General features: G+C 65.7%; 18 protein-coding genes. 4 read left to right on the forward strand and 14 right to left on the reverse strand.

Features of this window, described 5'->3' with window-relative positions:
- Positions 1 to 9: 9 nt before the first annotated feature.
- From AC1D2O_RS03585 to AC1D2O_RS03610, 6 genes are all read right to left on the reverse strand, one after another.
- Complete coding sequence (locus AC1D2O_RS03585; RefSeq protein WP_478088417.1) at positions 10 to 480, reverse strand: ATP-binding protein; 471 nt, start codon at positions 478 to 480, stop codon at positions 10 to 12.
- Entirely contained in the window at positions 477 to 1,937 is a 1,461-nt protein-coding gene (locus AC1D2O_RS03590; protein ID WP_478088416.1) for an ATP-binding protein, read from the reverse strand. The genes AC1D2O_RS03585 and AC1D2O_RS03590 overlap by 4 nt, the downstream gene beginning before the upstream one ends.
- Before the next feature lie 105 nt (positions 1,938 to 2,042).
- On the reverse strand, positions 2,043 to 3,443 hold the full coding sequence (locus AC1D2O_RS03595) for an ATP-binding protein (RefSeq protein WP_478088415.1): 1,401 nt from the start codon (positions 3,441 to 3,443) through the stop codon (positions 2,043 to 2,045).
- Positions 3,440 to 5,632, reverse strand: a complete 2,193-nt coding sequence (locus AC1D2O_RS03600; RefSeq protein ID WP_478088414.1) for an ADP-ribosylglycohydrolase family protein — start codon at positions 5,630 to 5,632, stop codon at positions 3,440 to 3,442. The genes AC1D2O_RS03595 and AC1D2O_RS03600 overlap by 4 nt, the downstream gene beginning before the upstream one ends.
- A 51-nt stretch (positions 5,633 to 5,683) precedes the next feature.
- Complete coding sequence (locus AC1D2O_RS03605) at positions 5,684 to 6,745, reverse strand: LacI family DNA-binding transcriptional regulator (protein ID WP_478156191.1); 1,062 nt, start codon at positions 6,743 to 6,745, stop codon at positions 5,684 to 5,686.
- Positions 6,746 to 7,026: 281 nt separating this feature from the next.
- A complete protein-coding gene (locus AC1D2O_RS03610) occupies positions 7,027 to 8,118 on the reverse strand; it encodes a LacI family DNA-binding transcriptional regulator (RefSeq protein WP_478156193.1) in 1,092 nt (363 codons plus the stop codon).
- A gap of 93 nt (positions 8,119 to 8,211) precedes the next feature.
- On the opposite strand from AC1D2O_RS03610, the gene AC1D2O_RS03615 reads away from it, so the two are divergent.
- Positions 8,212 to 9,201, forward strand: coding sequence for a tripartite tricarboxylate transporter substrate binding protein (locus tag AC1D2O_RS03615; protein ID WP_478088408.1), 990 nt, complete (start codon positions 8,212 to 8,214; stop codon positions 9,199 to 9,201).
- A gap of 241 nt (positions 9,202 to 9,442) precedes the next feature.
- On the opposite strand, the gene AC1D2O_RS03620 is transcribed toward AC1D2O_RS03615, so the two are convergent.
- The 6 genes from AC1D2O_RS03620 to AC1D2O_RS03645 all read right to left on the reverse strand — a co-directional run bounded on the left by AC1D2O_RS03620 (position 9,443) and on the right by AC1D2O_RS03645 (position 14,660).
- On the reverse strand, positions 9,443 to 10,243 hold the full coding sequence (locus AC1D2O_RS03620) for a c-type cytochrome (protein WP_478088406.1): 801 nt from the start codon (positions 10,241 to 10,243) through the stop codon (positions 9,443 to 9,445).
- A gap of 14 nt (positions 10,244 to 10,257) precedes the next feature.
- The gene (locus tag AC1D2O_RS03625; RefSeq protein ID WP_478156195.1) at positions 10,258 to 11,877 is read right to left on the reverse strand and encodes a cbb3-type cytochrome c oxidase subunit I; all 1,620 of its coding nucleotides are present in this window, start codon (positions 11,875 to 11,877) and stop codon (positions 10,258 to 10,260) included.
- Positions 11,864 to 12,427: a cupredoxin domain-containing protein gene (locus tag AC1D2O_RS03630; RefSeq protein ID WP_478088426.1), complete on the reverse strand. Its 564-nt coding sequence runs from the start codon at positions 12,425 to 12,427 to the stop codon at positions 11,864 to 11,866. Before AC1D2O_RS03630 ends, AC1D2O_RS03625 begins: the two co-directional genes overlap by 14 nt.
- 5 nt (positions 12,428 to 12,432) lie before the next feature.
- A complete protein-coding gene (locus tag AC1D2O_RS03635; RefSeq protein ID WP_478088402.1) occupies positions 12,433 to 12,639 on the reverse strand; it encodes a hypothetical protein in 207 nt (68 codons plus the stop codon).
- Positions 12,640 to 12,659: 20 nt separating this feature from the next.
- A complete protein-coding gene (locus AC1D2O_RS03640; RefSeq protein WP_478088424.1) occupies positions 12,660 to 13,871 on the reverse strand; it encodes a c-type cytochrome in 1,212 nt (403 codons plus the stop codon).
- Positions 13,872 to 13,955: 84 nt separating this feature from the next.
- Positions 13,956 to 14,660, reverse strand: a complete 705-nt coding sequence (locus AC1D2O_RS03645; protein ID WP_478088423.1) for a c-type cytochrome — start codon at positions 14,658 to 14,660, stop codon at positions 13,956 to 13,958.
- A 306-nt stretch (positions 14,661 to 14,966) separates the two neighbouring features.
- Here AC1D2O_RS03645 and AC1D2O_RS03650 point away from each other — a divergent pair, with 306 nt between their 5' ends.
- Together AC1D2O_RS03650 and AC1D2O_RS03655 are read left to right on the forward strand one after the other, a co-directional pair.
- Positions 14,967 to 15,614: a TetR/AcrR family transcriptional regulator gene (locus AC1D2O_RS03650; protein ID WP_478088400.1), complete on the forward strand. Its 648-nt coding sequence runs from the start codon at positions 14,967 to 14,969 to the stop codon at positions 15,612 to 15,614.
- Positions 15,611 to 16,480, forward strand: a complete 870-nt coding sequence (locus tag AC1D2O_RS03655; protein ID WP_478088398.1) for a crotonase/enoyl-CoA hydratase family protein — start codon at positions 15,611 to 15,613, stop codon at positions 16,478 to 16,480. Before AC1D2O_RS03650 ends, AC1D2O_RS03655 begins: the two co-directional genes overlap by 4 nt.
- Positions 16,481 to 16,547: 67 nt before the next feature.
- On the opposite strand, the gene AC1D2O_RS03660 is transcribed toward AC1D2O_RS03655, so the two are convergent.
- Together AC1D2O_RS03660 and AC1D2O_RS03665 are read right to left on the reverse strand one after the other, a co-directional pair.
- On the reverse strand, positions 16,548 to 17,783 hold the full coding sequence (locus AC1D2O_RS03660) for an ABC transporter substrate-binding protein (RefSeq protein WP_478156197.1): 1,236 nt from the start codon (positions 17,781 to 17,783) through the stop codon (positions 16,548 to 16,550).
- A gap of 261 nt (positions 17,784 to 18,044) precedes the next feature.
- Positions 18,045 to 18,770 (reverse strand): GntR family transcriptional regulator, encoded by a 726-nt coding sequence (locus AC1D2O_RS03665; protein ID WP_478156199.1) that lies wholly within the window; start codon positions 18,768 to 18,770, stop codon positions 18,045 to 18,047.
- A 179-nt stretch (positions 18,771 to 18,949) separates the two neighbouring features.
- Here AC1D2O_RS03665 and leuC point away from each other — a divergent pair, with 179 nt between their 5' ends.
- Complete coding sequence (leuC, locus tag AC1D2O_RS03670) at positions 18,950 to 20,356, forward strand: 3-isopropylmalate dehydratase large subunit (protein ID WP_478091846.1); 1,407 nt, start codon at positions 18,950 to 18,952, stop codon at positions 20,354 to 20,356.
- Positions 20,357 to 20,362 lie beyond the last annotated feature (6 nt).

Below are 20,362 nucleotides of genomic sequence, written 5' to 3' on the forward strand. Positions count from 1 at the left end.
TCTCCAGGGTCAGTGTGATGCGGGCGGCACCAGGTCTTTTTCGATGGTGAGGACGTTGCCTCGGAGCGGGTGGCGTTGGTAGTGCTGGCGGTCGGAGAGTTGTCGGATCAGGTGCACGCCCAAGCCGCCGAGTTCGCGCGCCTCGGCCGCGGCGGTAGCGTCCACGGGCGCTACCGACAGCGGGTCGAACGGCCTGCCCCGGTCTTCCAGCGTCAACTCGATGCGGCGTGGACCGCCCTCATTCACGATACGGACCGCCAGCGTCAGCGGACCACCCTGGCCTGCCGGATAGGCGTGGTGCATGACGTTGACGCAGGCCTCCTCGACGATGAGCTGAAGGTCATGGCGCGTCGGGTCGTCGATCCGCTCGCGACTGCACATGGCGGCAACCAGGGCCAGCAGAGCCGGCAGGTTGGCGAGCTCGGCGCCGCACGCGATGCGTTCGATCGCGCCAGCGGGCGCGGTGCGCGGTTCCGTCATGCGCTGCGCTCCGAGGCTGCATCCGGCGGCGGTGGCTTGGGCGCGTCTTCTGGTATCGACTCAGGCCGTTGCGAAGGGACCGGCTGAGGCAGCCGGACGGTGAAGCAGGAGCCCGCGCCGGGCGTACTGGTGACCTCGATGTCTCCGCCCATCAGGCGACACACGCGGCGGCTGATCGCCAAGCCCAGGCCGCTGCCACCGAAGGCACGCGTCGTGCCCTCGTCGGCCTGCAGGAATGGCTGAAAGAGCTTGCCGATCTCCGCCGGGCTCAGGCCGATGCCGGTGTCTTCGACATCGAAGCGCACTTCCAGCACGCCGGGTGGTCGCTCGCGCGTGGAAGCGCGCAGCTGTACGTTCCCGTGGGCCGTGAACTTGGCCGCGTTCGACACCAGCGCGACCAGCACTTGCCGCAGGCGCAGCGCATCCACATGGACCAGCGCCAGGTCCGGCTGGACGTCGACCCGCATGCGATTCCCGTTCGCCATCAGCATCGGCTGCGCGGCGGCCTCGACGGACGACAGCAGGCCGCGCAGGTCGCAGTCCTCGAGGTTGAGCTGGACCTGGCTGGCGTCGAGCCGGGTCAGGTCGAGCACGGCGTTGATCATCGACAGCAGATCCTTCGCCGCATGCTTGATGCGGCCCAGGTCGTCGCGGGCCGCGGGCGGCGTGCTGTCGGCCAGTTCTTCTTCGAGCAGCTCGGCGTAGCCGATCACGGCGTTGAGCGGCGTTCGCAGCTCATGGCTCATGTTCGCCATGAAGGCGCTCTTGGCCTTGTTGGCCGACTCCGCCTCCTGTCGCGCTTTTTCGAGATGCAAGGCCTGGGCTTCGATCTCGCGATTGCGCTCTTCCAATGCCGCGCGCGTCCTGGCGGTGCGCAGCGATTCGGCGTGAATCGCATGGCCGAAGAGCGACAGGTAGAGGGCCGCGGCCACGGCCGACAACGAGATGGTCAGCAACGAGGTGTCCGGACGGACTTCGAAGCCGGTGGCGGCAGCGCCCGTCAGGATGCCGATCGCCATGGCCATCAGGCCGCGCAACGCATGGCGCGCCCCGCCTGAACCGAAATTCGATGCATACATGGCGCCCCCCAGGGCGACGATGATCCACGGGTTGAAGCCCGAGAGTCCGCCGTAGGCTCCCATCAGGAACGAGTCGACCAGCAAGGCGCGCATCTCGCTGCGCCGGCTGTCGACGGCTCGGCAGCTCAGCCGGTAGGCGAGATGCGGCCATGTCAGCATCACCACCACCGCTCCCCACAGCGCGATCGGCGGCTGCGTCGTGAACACCGAGCCGAGCAACAGGCCGGCGGCCAGGTGGGCGCCGATGCGCACCGGGTAGTTCACGCGCACGCCGCCGTACAGGCGTCGTGGCGCAGCCGCAACGTCGTTGGCCGTGCGCGGCGAATCGGGATCGCAATCGCATCCCGTCGGCGCAGGCATGCCGGGCAGCGCCGTCACAGGAGACCCTCGATCTTCACTAGCAATCGCTCGAGTTCGATCGGCTTGGTGTCGAAATCGTCCCGGTTGAGCTCGTTGTCCTCGACCAGCAGGATCTTCGTCATGTCAATCCGCGGCGGCGTGGTCGACGAGGGGCAAGGTCGCGAGCACGGCGGCGCGAAACTGGCTGCCCTCGCCGGGCGTGCTGACGGCGGTCACGTCGCCGCCCAGCAGGCGGCACAGACGGCGGCTGATGGCCAAGCCCAGGCCCGTGCCGCCGTACTTTCGCGTCGTCTCGGAGTCAGCCTGCACGAAGGGCTGGAACAGCCGGCCCAGCTGCGAAGGGGTCATGCCGATGCCGGTGTCGCTGACCTCGAACACCACGATGGATTGGCCGCCCGCGTCGAGGCCGCCGGTGGTCTTGATCGAGATGCTGCCGTCGCTGGTGAACTTGGCCGCGTTCGACACCAGGTTGATCAGCACCTGTCGCAGCTTCGTCAAGTCCGACTGCACCTGGCCCAGCCCCTGCGCGCAATGCACCTGCAGGCGGTTGCGGTTGACCGCAAGCAGGGGCTGAGTGGTCGAGACCACCTGGTCCAGCAGTTCGGCCAGTTCGAAGGTCTCGACATGCAATTCGATCTTGTCCGCTTCGATCTTCGAGAGATCGAGCACATCGTTGATCATCTGCAGCAGATGCCGCGCGGCCCCCTTGATACGGCCCAGGTCGGCGAGCGAGGTGTCGGTCTCGCCGCGATCGGCGAAGTCTTCCTCCAGCATCTCGGTATAGCCGATCACGGCATTGAGCGGCGTGCGCAGCTCGTGGCTCATGTTCGCCAGGAAGGCGCTCTTGGTGCGGTTTGCGGCCTCTGCCTGCTCGCGGGCCCGCTCGGCGATCGCCCGCGCCTGCTCGAGATCCGCCTTCTGCTGCTCGATGACCTGGTTGCGCGCGTGAACCTCCCGCTTGGCGCCAATGGCCTGGCGCGTCTGGAAATGAGACGCCAGGCCGAACGCGGAGGTGTAGGTGACGACGGCGAGCGCCGTCATCGCGTGCGCCAGCAGCGGCACCGGCAACACGGCGAACCCGGCGTAGAGCCCCATGGTCAGGACCCCGAGCGCGAAGCACCCGGCGCCGATCAAGCCCAGGCGCAGCCCGCCGATGCTCAGGTTGGCGGCGTTGATGGCGGTGAAGGACACCACGCAGATCCACAGATCGAGGCCGGTCAGCAGCGTGAACGCGCCCATGAGGAAGCTGTCGACCAGCAAGTTCCGCCGCTCGGCGGCCTTGCTGTCGCGCGCGCGGCACGCCACCAGATAGGCCAGATGCGGCCACAGCAAGGCCGTGCCGCAGATCAGCACCAGGGCGCCGACGGGCATGGCCCGCAGCTGCAGCACCGAGAGCGCCACCGCGCCGAAGAAGCCCTGCCCCAGCACGCGCAGCCCGTAGTCCAGGCGCACGGTGGGGTGCACGCGACGGGGCGAGCCCGGGGGTGGAAGGTCTTGCAAGGCGGTATCGGCGCGAGTGGTCATGTCGGTGTCGTGGTGGGTCGGAGCGTCCGGACGATGACTTCGTCGGTCGACAGCGCGCCGGTGTCGCACATGAGGCCGATGCCGCCGGTGTTCAGCGCCTCGGGGCCGGCATCACCGACCGTGAACAGCAGGCTGTCGTCGACCCAGGCGCGCAGCGTCGTGCCGAGCACCTCGATCCTGAGCTTGCAGGGGTGCGCTGCGCGCCACGCGAACGGCGCGCTCGCGAGCGTCTGCGGCGTGTTGCGCATCCGCACCAGGCTGACACGATCGCCGCCGGCGCTGCCCGTGCCGACGCCGCGGTCGAACACCAGCCCATACCAGCGCCTCAATCCCTGGACGCGTGCGAGCAGGCCCCAGCTGCGGCCCAGATGCGGCGTCACGGTCGACTCGACGGCGTAGTCGTGCCAGTCGCGCGTGCCCTGCACCACCATCCCGACGCCGTCCGACTGCGACAGCCGGAACGCCTCCCAGCGCGGGCTGCACGTGAAGTGCGTTGCCGCGTCGGCCCAGGCCTTGAACCACATCCGGCCCGGGCCGTCGGGGCGGCGCAACACCAGCTCCGGGGCGCCCTTCCAGTCCAGCGCGTGCAGCAGCACGCGGCCGTCGAGGCGCGCGACGGGCGATTGCAGCTCCAGGCCGATGTCATAGGTCGGCAGCCCCTTCAGGTCGGGCACGGTCCAGCGCAGCTCGGCCTGTCCGCCGGGCTGCAACAGCACGCTCGGGCCGGAGATCGTCACGACCCGGTCGTGGGCGTCGTAGTGGCCCAGGCTCAGCGCGACCCGGACCGACGCGGTGTTGTCGGTCGCTGCCGAGACGCTGGCGCGCAGGTGCTGGCCCGGGTACAGCGTCGGGCAGGCCACCAGCTCGTAGGCCGGCATGCCGAACACCTCGGGGTGGATGAAGGTCGGCGTGCTGATGCGCGCCACGCGGCCCGCGCTCAGCGCGGCGTAGCGCACCTCGAGCGCACGGCCGTCGTCGACCGCGACGTTCCGCAGCGCCAGCGGGTGCACCAGGCTCGGGTCGCCGGCGCTGACGTGAAAGCCCTGCACGCTGCCGGGGAACGCGAAGCTGAAGCGCGCGCCGTCCTTGGGCCGGGCGGGGGCGCTGGCGCCGGCGAGGCGGTGACCGGCATCGATCAGACGCCAGCTTTCCTGGACCGCGTCGGTGATCGCGCCGCCTCCGTCGCCGGCGGACAGGTACATCCGGTCGGCGACCGGGCCGCGCCAGTCGGCGCCGTTGTCGATGCCGGCCAGCCCGCCGCGTATGCCCATCAGACAGCCGACGTTGCCGGCGTTGCAGTCGGTGTCCCAGCCGGCGGTGCACGAGATCGACAGCGCCTCGTCGAAGCTGTGCTGGCCGTAGAGCAGCGACAGGATGACCAATGCATGGTTGGGCACGACATGGCACAGCCCCTCGAAGCGGTCGTAGCCGTATTGCGCGGCGATGCGCTCGCGCGTCGAACGCCAGTCCTTGGCCGCGTCTTGCGCGTGCCAGCGGCGCACATCGTCGACCACCTTGCGGATGGTCGAATCGGCCGGTATCGCGGCCAGGCCGGTGTCGATCAGCTGGTCCATGTCGCGCTCGACGAAGGCCTGCGCCTCCATGGCCGCGATCAGCTGCGCCGCGTGAACCGCGATGCCGTCGTGGCTGACGCGCGCCGCCTGGCCGGCCAGCCTGGCGGCGAGCGCCGGGTTGCCAGGGGCGGCCATTGCCCAGCCGTCGATGAAGATCTGCGCGCCGATCTGCTCGGCTGCGGCCTTGCCATTCATCGCGATCGAACCGCTCTCCGGCGCCGGCACGCCCGAGTCCAGGCGCATGAACGCGGTGTGCTCGGTCGAATTGCCCGGGCCGCCCCACCACAGCACCGTGCGCTCCCTGACGACGTAGTTGAGCCAGGTCTGGCCGACCTGCCGCGCGCTCAGTTCGGCCGTGTAGCCGTGGTCCTCGAGGGCCCGCGCGAACACGAAGGTGCCGGCAATGTCGTCGTCGGTGACGACCAGCAGGTTGTTGCGCAGCGCCACGCCCTCGCGGTCGTGGACGTAGTAGCGGATGTCGCCGAGCTTGGCCGCGATGTCTTCATAGGACCAGCCTTCGAACGGCCGCCCGAGGTAGACGCCGATCAACTTGCCGAGCACGCCGCTGTAGACGCGTTCGGCATAGTCATGGGGAATCTCCCCGACTTGTTTCATCGCGATATCGCCCTTCTTCTCATGGAAGGGCGGCCGGCCGGCCGACAAGGGTCAGGTCGAGTCGCGCATCACCAGCTGGTAGGGCATTTCGATGCTGCGGCCCGGGCGCTCGGCCGCGTTCTCGTCGAGCCGGGCAATCAACATTTCGGCGGCCATGCGGCCCACCGCCGGCTCGAAGCGGTGCACCGTTGTCAGCGTCGGAAACATCAGCGTCGCGGCCGGAATGTCGTCGAAGCCGGCCACCGCAATATCCTCCGGGATGCGCAGGCCGACAGCGCGGATCGCCGCCATCGCGCCGATCGCGAGCAGGTCGTTGGCCGCGAACACCGCGCTGCAGCGCGGCCGCTGCGCGAGGAATGCCGTCATCGCCCGTACGCCGTCCTCCTGCACGAAGCCGTCGGCCGGGATCTCGATCGGACGCAGCCCCGCATCCTTCATCGCACTGCGGTAGCCCCGGCGCCGTTCCTCGCCCGGCCCGAGTGCGGGCGAGATCATCGCGATGTGCCGGTGCTCCTTGGCGATGAGCGCCTGCGTCATGGCCCGGGCGGCACCCGCGTTGTCGACATAGAGCTTGTCGATCGGCGTCGACGCCTTGCGCACCGGGCTTCCGATCAGCACGAGCGCGGTGCCGCGCTGGGCCAGGCCGGCCAGCTCCGCTTCGGCCACATGGAAGAACGACGCGAGCACGCCATCGACATGGCCCTGCAGCAGCCAGCGCAGCGCCTTGCACTCGCGCTCCGGATTGCCATCGGTGTCGAAGACCATCACGTCGTAGCCGGCCGCCTCGGACACCGCCTGGAAACCGCGCACCATCGCCGGATAGGTGGGGTTCGTGATGTCCGGGACGATGCACGCGAGCGTGTGCGAGCGGGTCGCCTGCAGATTCTGCGCGATGCGGTTCGGCACATAGCCGAGGCGCTGCGCGGCTTCCATGATGCGCTCGCGGGCATCCGCCGAGACCGCCGGCACGTCGCCATGTCGAAGCACCAGCGAGACCGCGGTCTGCGACAGGCCGGTGGCCGCCGCGATATCTTGCTGCGTCGGCCGGCGAAGCGGCACCCGCGGCCTCTTGCCCGTGGGGTCCGGTTCGGCGCCCCCCGTGCCTGCTGCCATCCGCGATTTCCTTGTCATCTGCGACGACTATACGTGCAGCCGCCCGAGCGTCATCGGGCCCCGTAGACACGGCCGGGACGCGGGAGTTTGCGGACTTGGTCGGGGACATAATACGTATTATTACATCCAAGGTATGCAATGCAAAGACGTACGGTCGCCGGCATGTCGCTTCTGCGCGGGAACATCTCCGGGAACAGCGTCAGCGACGGGCCGTTCATCGACGCGAGAAGTGGATCAAGGATCGGACCGGCCGCGAGCTGGACCAGGGCCTGCTCACAGGCCTAGGCTGAATCGCGCAGGACCAGCTGGAAAGGCAGTTCAAAGGCACGGCCCGGCCTGTCCCCATCGGGGCCGTCCAATCGTGCGATCAGCAACTCGGCTGCAAAGCGGCCAATGGCCTGTTCGGATCGGCGCACCGTGGTCAACGCCGGATGCAGCAATTGCGCGGAGGGAATGTCGTCGAAGCCGGCCACCGCGACGTCGTCCGGAATACGTCGCCCTGCCGCGCGCAGCGCTGCCATGGCGCCGATGGCCAGGAGGTCGTTGGCCGCGAACACGGCGCTGCATGAGAAGTCGCCAGCCAGTTCGGTGGCCATGGCGCGCGCGCCTGCGGCTTGCGTGAAGTCATCGGCGACGATGCTGCAGGCCACAAGCCCGGCTTCCTGCATGGCGGCCTGAAAGCCGCGTTGGCGCTCCGCCCCCGGGCCTTTCGGGCAGGACAGCATGGCGATGCGTCGGTGCCCCTTGTCGATCAGGACCTGCGTCATGGCCTGCGACGCCGCCGCGTTGTCGATATAGACCTTGTCGATGTCGTCGCGGGCCGGCCTGGCCTCGCTTTCCACCAGAACCACGGCAATGCGCCCGCGCACGGCCTCCAACAGCTCGGCTTCGTCGATGTGGAAGAACAGCGCCAGCACGCCGTCCACATGCCCCTGCGACAGCCACCGAAGCGCCCGCTGCTCGCGCTCGAGGGTGCCGTCGGTGTCGAAGATCATGGTGTCGTATCCCGCCGCGTCGGCGGCGGACTGGAACCCCCGCACCAGGGACGGATAGATCGGGTTCGTGATGTCCGGAACGATGCAAGCCAGCGTGCGCGTGCGCGCAGACTGAAGATTCCGGGCCATGCGGTTGGGGACATAACCGAGCCGCTCGGCGGTCTGCAGTATGCGCTCGCGCGCCTCCCCGGACACCGTGCACGGCTCCACGTGGTTGAGCACCAGGGACACGGCGGTTTGCGACATGCCCGTGGCAACGGCGATGTCGCGCTGCGTGGGCCGTCGCAGGGCCATCGTGGGCGCCCTGGCCTTGCCGACGGAGGCCGCCGGGGGACTGGCCACAGCGGGCGCTGACTTGCCGGTCGTTCGATTCTTCATGCTTGATCGCCATCCATAATACGTATCAACTTGCTCCAGGTTCGAAGACTGCGGGGCATCGGTCCGGATGATGCCCCGAACACGGTTTCCACCATGAACATCTCGCGTCGCGCATTCGCACTGTCGGGCCTGGGCACCGCTTCGCTCACAGTCGCCCCCCGCCTTCGCGCCCAGACCCGCGCCGGCAATCTCACCATCCTCGTGGCGCAACCCGCGGGCGGCATCACGGATGTATTCGCGCGCGCCGTCGCTCCGGCGCTGGGCCAGGGGCTCGGGCGTGTCGCGGTGGTGGAGAACGTCACCGGAGCGAGCGGCTCCATCGCCGCCAGCCGCTTGCTGGCGGCCGCGCCCGACGGCACCACGCTCTTCGTGGGGTCGCCCTCCGAGACCGTACTCGCACCGCTCACCCTGCGCGCCGTCCGATACAAATCCAGGGACTTCCGGCTCTTGGGCCTGATCAACGATTCGCCGTTGGCGCTGTACGCGCGCAGCGACTTGCCCGCGAACAACCTGGACGAACTCGTCGCACTGGCGCGCCGCGGTGGCGACAGGCCCCTGAGCTACGGCAGTACAGGCCAGGGCTCATTGTTCCACCTCGTGACGGAGATGTTGCTGTCCACCACGGGCATCGAGGCCACGCATGTGCCTTACCGTGGCGGCCTGCCCATGTTGAACGACCTTCAGGGCGGCATCATCGACTTCACGATCCTGCCCGTGGACGCACTTCTGGGAGGCATGGTCGCTGGCGGCAAGATGAAGGTGCTGGGCGTCACGTCTGCGCAGCGGCTCGCCCGGTTCCCCGCCGCCGCGACCTTCGATGAAAGCAGATCGGCGCCTGCCGTCGGTCGCCCGAGCATCTGGGTCGGCGTACTGGTGCCGGCCGCGATGAGCGAAAGCGCCAGTGTGCAGCTGCACAAGGTCGTCACGGACGCGCTCGGCAACTCGGACGTACGCAAGGCCATCGATGCCGCCGGGGGTGCCGTGCCCTCCCCGATGTCGCTGGTCGACGCCGCACGCTTCTACGCCGCAGACGGCGTGAAGCTGCAGGCGCTGGCAAAGGCGGCGCGCGTCGAGCCCATGTAGTCGTCGAGCCGGCTTGAGCCGGCCCCGGCGCTATCCGCAAACACCAAGGCGCTTTTCGAGGGCAGTGATCGCCCCTGCCAACAGCGCCTGGGCCATGCTGGCGTGGCGGTCTGGCACCGGGTGGTCAAGCGCGACCACGTGTGGCATCGAATGATCTGAACGCTTGCGAAAGGGGCGCCCGATGATCTGTGCGATGTGGACGGCCGAAACCGCTCCTGGCGCCGAGCGATCGGAATGACGTTCAGCGCTCGCGCGCGGGCTCGCGCCGCGCATAGAACTCCGCGACGCCGTCGAGTTCCTGTGCCGTCAAGGGCCGCACCATGTTGCGCATCTGGCCGAAGCTGTCGTTGCGGCGATCGCCCGACGCGAAGGCTTTGAGCTCCTTCAACAGATACTCCTTCGGCATCCCTTCCAACCACGGCGCGCCCAGCTTGTGGTCGATGCCGCCATGGCACGCAACGCAAGGCACGATGTTTCGCAGCGGGTCACCCACGCGCACCAACGCCGGTGCACCCGGTTCGTTGGCATGCACCGGAGCCGCGCGCGCCTTGGGCAGCGAGTCGTAGTACGCGGCGACGTCCTGGATGTCCCGCTCCGACAGCTTGTTGGCGATGGACTGCATGAACGCGCTGGCCCGGTTGCCGCGCTTGTAGTCATGCAACTGCTTGATGATGACCTCCGGATACTGCCCGGCCAGGTTGGGCGAACCCCCATCGCTCATGCCCTGCGCGCCATGGCACATGCTGCATTGCTGGATGGCGATGGTCGCTCCGCGGCCAGTCGCATCGCCTTCGCCGGGGCGCCCCATGGCGTTGGTCAGTATGACGCTGGTCGTCCCGGCGCCCGGCTTCGGCCATTCCTTCGCGGCCGTCCATTCGCGGGGCACGCCTGCCGCACGGCAGATGCTGTCCCAGACGCTCTTGGCGGTGAAGTCACCGTGCCTTGACGGCAGCCACACGAAGCCCACGAGCAGCGTCGCCGCGGTGAGCGCCACGAGGCCCAGCACGCTCCACCGAAACCATCGGTTGCTCCAGGCGAACATTCTGGCTTCCTGCATCATCGGCCCCCAATGGGAACGACGGGGACCGAGGCGTTCTCGAGCATCGCCAGCTGCGCGATCGGAAAGCCGTAGTTCACGACCGTGAGGGCGATCATCAGCGAGACCCAAAGTGCGAAGCCGTTCAATGCCACTGGCGTGGACGCAGGCATATGGACCGGCGTGCTGAAGGTGTAGGGTGCAGGGGGTGCTTCGCTCCTGCCCGCGCGCGCCAAGATGTAGATGAAGAGCAGAGCGGACAGCACCAGCATCAGGCCGCCGAGGGTGCCCGCCACGAGTGTCCACCCCTGATTGCTGAGCGCAGGATTCGAAAAGTCGAAGTACGCCATGCGCCGTGGCTGCCCGAGCAAGCCGACCCAGTGCCACGGCATGGTCATCACCATCATTCCGACAAACCACAGCCAAAGTTGCGTCTTCAAGAGGCCTGCAGGCAGCGGCTTGCAGCCGGTGACTTGCGGCCACAGGTCATAGGCCACCACGAAGTACATGATGACGATGGCGCCCGCGAAGATCAGGTGGAAGTGCCCCGTGACCCACTGCGTGTTGTGGATCGTCTCGTTGAGCTGGAAGCTCATGTTGATGAGCCCACCCGCACCGCCGAAGCCCAGCATGATGAAGGAGAAGGTGACGGCCAGCATCATCGGATTGTCCCAAGGCAACGCCTTCACCCATCCGAAAATTCCCTTGCCGCCGCGCAAGCGTGCCGCAATCTCAACTGACGCCACGATGGTGAACACAGTCAGGAAAGTAGGCACCGCGACCATCGCCGTGAACACCGCATGCAGGAACTTGAACCCAGCGCCGACCTGCGGGTCGGCAAAGAGGTGATGGATGCCGATGGGCATCGAGAACACGAGGAAGAGCACGAACGCGACGCGTCCCATCGTGTCGCTGTACAACCGTCCGCCAATGGCGCGCGGCACGATCGTGTAGAACGCGATGTAGGCCGGCATCAGCCAGAAGTACACGATGGCGTGCAGTGTCCATGAGAAGAACACGCGCGCCAGTGCGACATTGATGGTATCCGTCAGACCGATCGCAGCGGGCAGGATCAGCAGAAGAATCTCGACTGCCGCACCCACCGATGTCCACGCCCACAGGTAGGCGCCGGCCACGTTTCCGAACATCGCCAGCGGTACCGCCGTGCCGGCGTTCTTCTTCTTCCAGGCCCGCAGGTTGATCGCCATGAGCGCGACCCAGATCCACGAGCCGACCACCACCAGCACGACGCCGAGGTAGTAGAACGGACTGCCGATCATCGGCGGGTAGAAGGTGTAGAGCACCGAAGCAAGGCCCAGCGCGACCGGCGTTGCCGCGATCACGGTGCCGACGACCACCAGCCAGAAGCCGGCCCATGCCCAGCGCAGGCCGACGAGCGGCTGCTTCAGCGCCAGCTCGCTGACGGCGTAGCCGAAGCCCATGGCCACCAGCGTCGGGAAGACGTATCCCATCACCGTGCCGTGCGCGGTCACCGACCGGTAGTAGTGTTCCGGGTCGCCCACCCAGGCGCTCAGCGGGCTGCGCACGAACATCTGCCATTCCCCCAGGAGGATCGCCGCGCCGAAGGCGATGAAGGCGATCCAGAAGTGCGCCAGAACGAGTTTCTTAGCGAGGAACACAGCTCATCCTCTCTGCGCCCTTGGCCTTGGCAAGGAATTCGTCGGCCGGCAGCACGTGCACACGACCCCACATCGCCTCGTGGCCCGTGCCGCAATATTCGTGGCAAGGCATCAGGCGCTCGCCAGCCTCGTCGAAGGTGGCGGTGAAGGTCGCGACGAATCCCGGAATCAGCATCACGTTGGCGTTGGTCTTGTCGACGACAAAGCCATGGATGGCATCGGCACTGGTCGCGCGAAAAGTGACCGGCACACCGGCCGGAACGACCAGGCACTGTGGTTCGAAGGAATACTGCTGTGCGACGAGCCGCACCATGACCTTGCCGTTCGCATCGACCGTGGTGCCCAGGTTGTTCTCGACGAACTCGCCCGACACGTGCAGCGTGCGCGGATCGACCGTCTCCACGCGGGACGGTGGCATCGACGCCCAATGCAGTCCGGTGAAGATCATCATCGCGAGCAGCAGGGCGATGATGAGCATCACGATGATCGCCCAGCGCCTTTCCGCCCCGGCTGCAACGGCCTCCGATGCGTGCGACGCGCCGGCGTTCATCGAGGTCACTGGATGGCTCCTCGCGGCATGTAGACCAGAAAGTAGAAGAGCAAGACGATGGCGACCACGATGAAGGTGGCGAGCCCGACGACGGCGAAAGTGCCCGCCGGTCCACGCGCGACGATGTCATCGATACGCGCCTCCATACGCGCCTCCTCTTGCGCCAGGTCGGCCCGATCGGCCGCAGTCGGAAGATCGTTGTGGGTTGCCATTGCGCGGACCTTCGTTGCTGCTATTCGGGGACGAGCGTGCGCAGTCCGCTGACGTCGACGGCGGTCACCGGCGTCCCGCTGTTCTCCCACGCGACGCGGATATAGGTCACTACCGCCGCCACCTCGTCGTCGTTGAGGATATGCGAGAAGGGCGGCATGCCGTGCGGCTTCGGGTTTCGCTTCGTGCCGGGCGCATAGCCGCCGTTCAGCACCATGCGGATCGAGTTCACCGGGGAACTCATCGTGATCGATTGGTTGCCGGCGAGCGGCGGAAACTGGGGCGGGTGGCCCTTGCCTTCCTCGCCGTGGCACATGAAGCACTGCGTCGCGTAGATCTTGCGGCCGAGTTCCATCACGTTCGGGCTCACCAGCCGCGCGCTGCTCGTCGGCGGTGGTTCAGCGTCGCGCTGCGGAAGCTCCTTCAAATAGACCGCCATCGCCTCGACATCCAGGTCGGAGAGGTACTGCAGGCTGTTGTAGACCACCTCCGCCATCGGACCGTAGACCGTGGCCCGATCCGAAATGCCGGCCTGCAGGAGGTCGGTGATTTCCTTCAAGCTCCAGTTGCCAAGGCCCGCTTCGCGGTTCGAGGTGAGCGAGGGCGCATACCAGTTCTGGTTGGGGATCATCCCGCCTTCGAACTCCTGCGACGCCTTCGAGCCGCCGAGCTTGTTGATCGCGGTGTGGCACATCGCGCAATGGCCAAGGCCCTCCACCAGATAGGCGCCGCGATTCCATTGCGCGGACTTGCTCTTGTCCGGTTGGTATTCGCCCTCCTTGAAGTAGAGCGCCCTCCAGCCGATCAGCAGGTCGCGCTGGTTGAACGGGAAGTTCAACTCATGGGGCCGGTTCTTCTGGCTCACCGGCGGCACGGACATCATGAACGCGTAGATGGCGTCCGAGTCCTCGCGCGTCACCTTGGTGTACGAGGCGAAGGGCATCACCGGGTACATCAGGGAGCCATCGCGCGAGACGCCCTGATGCATCATTCGGTAGAAGTCGTCGGCGGTCCAGCGGCCGATGCCGGTTTCATCGTCCGGGGTGACATTGGGAACGAAAAGGTTGCCAAAGGGTGTGGCCATCGCGCGGCCACCCGCGAACTGCTTGCCGCCGGGTGCGGTGTGGCACGCGATGCAATCCCCGGCGCGCGCCAGATACTCGCCCCTGGTGATCGTCTGTGTCGTCGGGCTCGCTTCGATCTTGCCGGGCTCCGTTGGCAGATACCCGGGCATGAAATAGAGGAAGCCGGCGACCAGCACCACCACGACCGCCAACACGGCGAGAAGGAGGTTGCGTGTTCGGCTCTGCATGGAGGCCTACATCTGGCTGCCGCACGACAAAGGCATGCGCTGGAGATTGGACGACGCGGGAGACGCATCGCGCGGCGGATCTCGAGACGAGAGCCATGTCGCCACCGCGTGCACATCCGCTTCTGACAGGCGGTCTGCGATGCGCTTCATGCAATCGGGTTGTGCCGCTTGCCGGCTGCCCGTGCGCCAGCGCGTGAGCTGCGCAACGATGTAAGAGGGGCGCAATCCGACGAGTCCCGGGATGCCCGGCTCCATGCCGGTGAGCCCAGGGCCGTGGCAGGTGATGCAAGGTGGTATCTGCTTGCTCGCATCGCCCGAGATGGCGATCGTCGCGCCGCGCGAGATCACCGACTCTGCGGCGGTCGTCGGTTGCTTCGCTTCGAAGGCTGGCCGCTCTTTTGCGAAGTGCTCGGCGATCTCCCGCAGATAGGAGTCCGGCAGATAGGCGACCAGGTAGTTCATCGGCGGATAGACCCGCTTGCCATCGCGAAAAGCGACCAATTGGTTGTAGAGATAGGCCGCAGGCTTGCCCGCGATGCGGGGAAAGTACTGATCGCTGGTCCCTTGTCCGCTTTGACCGTGGCAGGTGACGCAGCCTTGCACACGCGCTTCCATCGAATCGACGGACTTGAAGGCGGGGATGGCCGGATCCTGCTGCGCCAGGGCGGCGCGGGCCAAAGCCATGATGAACATCGCGGTCGCCAGCAGCATGGCGCGCCTGCGCTTGACCCCGAAGCGTCGCGACGACTGGTGGTCGGGAGCCGAGACCCATCCGTTCACCATGAATTGAGCTGAGGCCATCATCTGTGTCGAGATCCAAGGCATCGTGCTCTCGATGGAACGAGAAGCGGTGAGATACACCTGACGCTGGCAGGGGGAAGAGTCAGCAGAAAAAAATTATCTGTCGATCACGCAGGCGCGCATTGACGTTTGTCAGTTCATGCACAGACGTCCGCGACCTCCTGCACCGGCGCTTGACAGTCATGGCTGACGGTGTGAGTATTCTCACCGTCAATCATGACTGTCAAATCCAAGCCCTCCATCCGCGTGGTTCAGCGCGAAGCCACTCGCCTGCGAATTCTTGATGCGGCGGTAGCCTCCCTGGTCGAGTTGGGCACCGCCGCCACGACGACCGTTGCGGTTCAGCAGCGCGCCGGCGTCAGCCGAGGCGCGCTCCTGCACCACTTTCCGAGCCACGCCGAGATGCTCGCCGCGACGATCGAAGAACTGGTGCGCCGCAACGAGGAGGCGGTGCGCCGGGCGCTCGCTGGCTTGCCCGACGATCTCGAACCGATCGAGCGCGCGACCCGCGCTCTGGCCGACGCCTTCGCACAGCCCGCCTATCTTGCCGAACTGGAGTTGTGGGCGGTGGCCCGAACGGATCCCGCACTGCGCACAGCGCTTCGCGTGGCCGAGCGAGATGCGCGCCGCGACTTCGATCGGGTCGTCGGCGACTTGTTCGCGCCGCTGCGGGACCGTCCTGCATACAGCGCTGTCGTGGCACTGAGCACCGAGTTTCTACGCGGCCTGGCATTGGCCGGCGTATTGCGCGACGACCCTGCCCGACAGGGTCGCCTGCTTGATGACTGGATCGGGGCCGTGCGCGTTCTGCTCGATCGACGGCCCGATCCTCCCCCCGGTCCTCAACCCAGGAGTAGACGATGACTGACTTTCAAACCCTTCGTTATGAGTCGCGCGACCGAAAGGCGTACATCACGCTCTCACGTCCAGAGCGCCTCAACGCCATCGATGACCGCATGCCAGGCGAGATTCGCGCCGCTGTCGAACGTGCCGACAACGACCCCGACGTTCATGTGATTATTTTGAGCGGCGACGGCGACGCATTCTGTGCCGGCTACGACTTGAAGAAGTTCGCCGAAGACGGCAACAGCGAATGGAACCAGACCGGCCCTTCGTGGGATCCGATTCGCGACTATCGTGGCATGCGCCGCAACACGGACGACTTCTTCACGCTGTTCCGTTCATTGACGCCCTCGATCTGCAAGATTCACGGTTATGCCGTCGCCGGCGGCAGCGACATCGCGCTCAGCTGTGACCTTGTGGTGATGGCCGAGGATGCCAAGATCGGCTACATGCCTGCCCGCGTCTGGGGATGCCCAACGACCGCGATGTGGGTCTACCGCCTCGGCGTGGAGCGCGCCAAGCGAATGCTGCTGACAGGCGACAAGATCGACGGCCGTACTGCCGCCGCTTGGGGCCTGGTGCTCGAAGCGGTGCCCGCTGACCAGCTCGACGCCCGCGTCGAAGAGTTGGCCGACCGCATCGCCGGCGTTCCCACCAACCAGCTCGCGATGCAAAAGCTCATGATCAACCAGGCGCTGGACAACATGGGTCTGACGTCGACCCAGACTCTGGCGACGCTGTTCGACGGCATCACCCGCCATTCGGCGGAGGGACGCTGGTTCAAGGAGTTTGCCGAGAAAAAAGGTTTCCACGCCGCAGTGGAGTGGCGCGACTCCGGAAAGCCGATCCCCAATGGCGGGGGCCCGATTCCAGAGAATCTGTCATGAGCACCGCCCTGAAGGCCTCCTGCTGGCCCGCTCCGGGGATTCGACCCCTCACAATGGTCCTATGTGTTCATTTTTTTACAAGCTTGCACGTGCTTTGCTCCAGTGGCCGGAATGCCATCTCCGCAGGAATCGTCGCACGCAGTTTGTAATAGTCCCACGGATATTTCGACTCTTCGGGAGATTTGATCTCCCACAAGTACATGTCGTGCACCATTCGACCGTCCTCCCGAATCTTGCCGTTCGTGGCGAAAATGTCGTTGACGGGGATCTTCTTCATGGCTGCGACCGTGGCCTTGGCCTCATCGGTTCCCGCCGATTGAACACCCTTTAGATAATGCAAGACAGCCGAGTACGTGCCGGCTTGAACCATCGTGGGCATTTTCTTTTTCTGTGCGAGGAATCGCTCTGACCATGCACGTGTTTCGGCATTGCGATCCCAGTAAAAGCCGTCGGTCAGATACATGCCCTTGGTTGACTTCAGGCCCAAGCCGTTTATCTCAGTGATGTGGATCAACGATGCGGCAATGATCTGTTTGGGAGTTACGCCGAAACTCGCGGCCTGTTTGACGAAGTTCGCAGAATCCCCGGCCGCATTGGCCATGCCGATCACGTCTGCCTTGGAGTTTTGTGCCTGTGCAATCTGTGACGCAAAGTCCATGGCACCCAGTGGGTGCTTCGCCGAGCCGACAACATTGCCACCAGCCGCTTTCACGGCATCTTCGAAGCCAGAACGCAGTGCCCTGCCACCCGCGTAATCAGCCTCGATGAAGAACCAGTTCTTGTGACCGGCCTCCGTGATGGCACGTGCCGTGCCTTGCCCCTGAGAGTATTCGTCGTAGGCCCAATGCAGTGCGGTGGCCATGCAGTCTTCATTGGTGATACGCAGCGATGCCGGACCGGTAGGAATCACGACCTTGTTCTTCTCGGCAGCCAGATTCATGACTGCCAGCGTCACTGCGGATGACGGTATGTCGACAATCATGTCCACGCCATCGCGATCGAACCACGTCCGGGCGATGGTAGCGCCGACATCTGGCTTGAGCTGCGTGTCCGCCGACAGAAGCTTGACCTTGAACTTCGGCTTGGCTTGCGCAACGAAGTCGTCGATGGCCATTTGCGCTGCGATCACCGATCCGCGGCCGCTGGCGTCGGAATAGACGCCCGAAAGATCCGTCAGGACGCCAATGCGCACCTCGTCGTCGGAGATGCCGGATTGTTGTGCGCCGGCATAAGGGGCCGCTGCCGCAATGAGCAAGACGGCCRCTGCCGCCTGTGTGAACCTGGATTTTTTTCTCCAATTCATTGTCTTTGTCTCCTTGTGTGTGTGGTGGTTTCTTCAACGGCGGAGCGTTCCAGATGACTCGACCATCGCTGATCAGCTAGTATCTGGAAAGGGGAAGGCTTGGGCATCGTCCGAAACGATGATTCTTGAGGTCCGCACCGGCGACCTTGGCACGATGGACGCCCGCGGATACATGCAGGTCACGGGGCGTTTGTCTTGATTGAAGGCTATCGTCGCGCTGGCGCCGATGCGGCAGTTTTTTTGGCCAAGTCCTCACTGGGTTCAACTTGTGCGGATCAAGGTTGTCGAGATGACATAGCGATCCGCCGGGTAGTACGAGCGGGTGACCAGCACCAAGGCGTTTGCTGCGTCCCGATACTTCCGAATGATCTCCAGTCCGGGCGTTCCTTCCGGCACCGACAGCCTCTTCGCATGATCGCCGCCGAGCGCTCGAGCACCCACCGTCTGCTCTATGGTGGCGATGCGCCGCCCGTAGTTCATCTCGATCAGATCGCACAACAACCGGTCGGGATGCTTCTTGGCCAGCAGGCGCACACCGGCATAGTGCGGATCGACATAGGCATCCGTCCACGCGAGGGGAATGGCCGCCCCGGGCTCGCTTCGCGTCATCGCGATGTGGAGCCACCGCGAGCCTGGCTGGCATCCGAGGGCGCGCGCAGTATCGATGTCCAACACCATTTCTCTGCTGGCGTTCACCGCGCGGGTTGCCGACTTGGCAAAGCTGACCAGATCATCCAGTGTCGACAGTGACTGAGTAAAGGCCCCTGCGGAAGGACGCGCCTGGATCGTTGTGCCGCGATTGCGCTTGCGCGAAATCAGCCCGATGTCCTGCAGTTGCTTCAACGCGGCCCGCACGGTGTTGCGGCTCGTGCCATAGGTCTCCATGAGCTTGAGCTCGCTCGGCAGCACGCTGCCAACCGGAAAAACGCCAGACGTCACTTTCTGGACCAGGTCCTGCGCGACGTGTTGATAAAGAGGAATGGACATATTTCGAAGGGCTTTGGATTCAGTCTAGCAACGCAAGGGGCACGGTCCTCGCACGCGTCGATTGACACGACGGCAAGTCGACAGTTTAATATGTACCTACATATCGTTTGAACAGTACATACGCACTTCTGTTCGCATGAACAGGCCGGCAGACCGCGAACAACGCAGCAAGAACATCAATGGCGGGACAGACTCTTTTCGACAAGGTTTGGGATGAGCACGTCATCGACGTGGCACCGGACGGAAACACCCTCCTGTACATCGACCGCCACCTTCTGCATGAAGTGACCAGCCCGCAGGCGTTCCAGGGCCTGCGCATCGCCGGTCTGAAACCGTGGCGCCTGGACGCGAATCTGGCGACGCCGGATCACAATGTGCCGACGCAAGGCCGCGGACAGCAGATCGAGGACCAGGTCGCTCGCGTGCAGATCGAAAAACTCGACCAGAACTGCGCCGAGTTCTCGGTGCCGCTGTTTGCGCTCGCGGACCGCCGACAGGGCATCGTCCATGTCGTCGGCCCCGAACAGGGCGCCACCCTGCCGGGCGCGACGGTCGTGTGCGGCGACAGCCACACCAGCACGCACGGCGCCTTCGGCGCCATCGCACACGGCATCGGCACTTCCGAAGTCGAGCACGTGCTGGCCACCCAGACGCTGCTGACGCGCAAACCCAAGAGCATGCGGATCAACTTCCGAGGAACCCTGGCGCCAGGCATAGGCGCCAAGGACCTGGCGCTGGCGATGATCGCGAAGATCGGCACGGCAGGCGCAACGGGCCATGCCATCGAATATGCCGGCGAGGCGGTGCGGAACCTGTCCATGGAAGCCCGCATGACGCTGTGCAACATGTCCATCGAGGCCGGGGCACGGTGCGGAATGGTCGCGGTCGACGAAAAAACCGTCGACTATCTGCGCCACCGCCCATTGGCCCCCAAAGGACGCACCTGGGAGGCGGCGGTGCCGGTCTGGCTCGCCCTCAAGACGGACGACGACGCGCGCTTCGACGCCGAGGTCGACATCGACGTCAGCTCGCTCGGTCCGCTCGTGACTTGGGGCACATCGCCGGAAATGGTGGTCTCGGTGGATGGTCGGATTCCCGACCCCGCGCTGGAGCAGGATGCGACGCGCCGCGCAGCCATGGAGCGCGCACTGAAGTACATGGCAGTCCAGCCCGGCATGGCCATCGCCGACATTCACCTCGACAGCATCTTCATCGGGTCGTGCACCAACTCGCGCATCGAGGATCTGCGGGCCGCCGCGGGCGTCGTGCGCGGCAGACATCTGGCGCCGACTGTCCGTCGGGCATTGGTCGTGCCGGGCTCGGGCCTGGTCAAGCTGCAGGCCGAAGAGGAAGGGCTCGACCGCGTCTTCATCGACGCCGGCTTCGAATGGCGCGATGCCGGCTGTTCGATGTGCGTGGGCATGAACCCGGACAGTCTGTCTGCCGGAGAGCGGTGTGCCTCCACATCCAATCGCAACTTCGAAGACCGGCAGGGCGTCGGCGGTCGCACGCATCTTGTCAGCCCGGAGATGGCGGCCGCTGCTGCCATCGCAGGCCACTTTGTCGATTTCAGGCGACTGAATTGACAGCCA

The sequence above is a fragment of the Variovorax sp. P1_G12 genome (assembly GCF_056405555.1).

Coding starts and splice junctions, on each gene's coding strand:
- AC1D2O_RS03585 (WP_478088417.1), bottom strand. CDS start 480: ATGACGGAACCGCGCACCGCGCCCGCTGGCGCGATCGAACGCATCGCG.
- AC1D2O_RS03595 (WP_478088415.1), bottom strand. CDS start 3,443: ATGACCACTCGCGCCGATACCGCCTTGCAAGACCTTCCACCCCCGGGC.
- AC1D2O_RS03600 (WP_478088414.1), bottom strand. CDS start 5,632: ATGAAACAAGTCGGGGAGATTCCCCATGACTATGCCGAACGCGTCTAC.
- AC1D2O_RS03605 (WP_478156191.1), bottom strand. CDS start 6,745: ATGGCAGCAGGCACGGGGGGCGCCGAACCGGACCCCACGGGCAAGAGG.
- AC1D2O_RS03610 (WP_478156193.1), bottom strand. CDS start 8,118: ATGAAGAATCGAACGACCGGCAAGTCAGCGCCCGCTGTGGCCAGTCCC.
- AC1D2O_RS03615 (WP_478088408.1), top strand. CDS start 8,212: ATGAACATCTCGCGTCGCGCATTCGCACTGTCGGGCCTGGGCACCGCT.
- AC1D2O_RS03620 (WP_478088406.1), bottom strand. CDS start 10,243: ATGTTCGCCTGGAGCAACCGATGGTTTCGGTGGAGCGTGCTGGGCCTC.
- AC1D2O_RS03630 (WP_478088426.1), bottom strand. CDS start 12,427: ATGAACGCCGGCGCGTCGCACGCATCGGAGGCCGTTGCAGCCGGGGCG.
- AC1D2O_RS03635 (WP_478088402.1), bottom strand. CDS start 12,639: ATGGCAACCCACAACGATCTTCCGACTGCGGCCGATCGGGCCGACCTG.
- AC1D2O_RS03640 (WP_478088424.1), bottom strand. CDS start 13,871: ATGCCCGGGTATCTGCCAACGGAGCCCGGCAAGATCGAAGCGAGCCCG.
- AC1D2O_RS03645 (WP_478088423.1), bottom strand. CDS start 14,660: ATGCTGCTGGCGACCGCGATGTTCATCATGGCTTTGGCCCGCGCCGCC.
- AC1D2O_RS03650 (WP_478088400.1), top strand. CDS start 14,967: ATGACTGTCAAATCCAAGCCCTCCATCCGCGTGGTTCAGCGCGAAGCC.
- AC1D2O_RS03655 (WP_478088398.1), top strand. CDS start 15,611: ATGACTGACTTTCAAACCCTTCGTTATGAGTCGCGCGACCGAAAGGCG.
- AC1D2O_RS03665 (WP_478156199.1), bottom strand. CDS start 18,770: ATGTCCATTCCTCTTTATCAACACGTCGCGCAGGACCTGGTCCAGAAA.
- leuC (WP_478091846.1), top strand. CDS start 18,950: ATGGCGGGACAGACTCTTTTCGACAAGGTTTGGGATGAGCACGTCATC.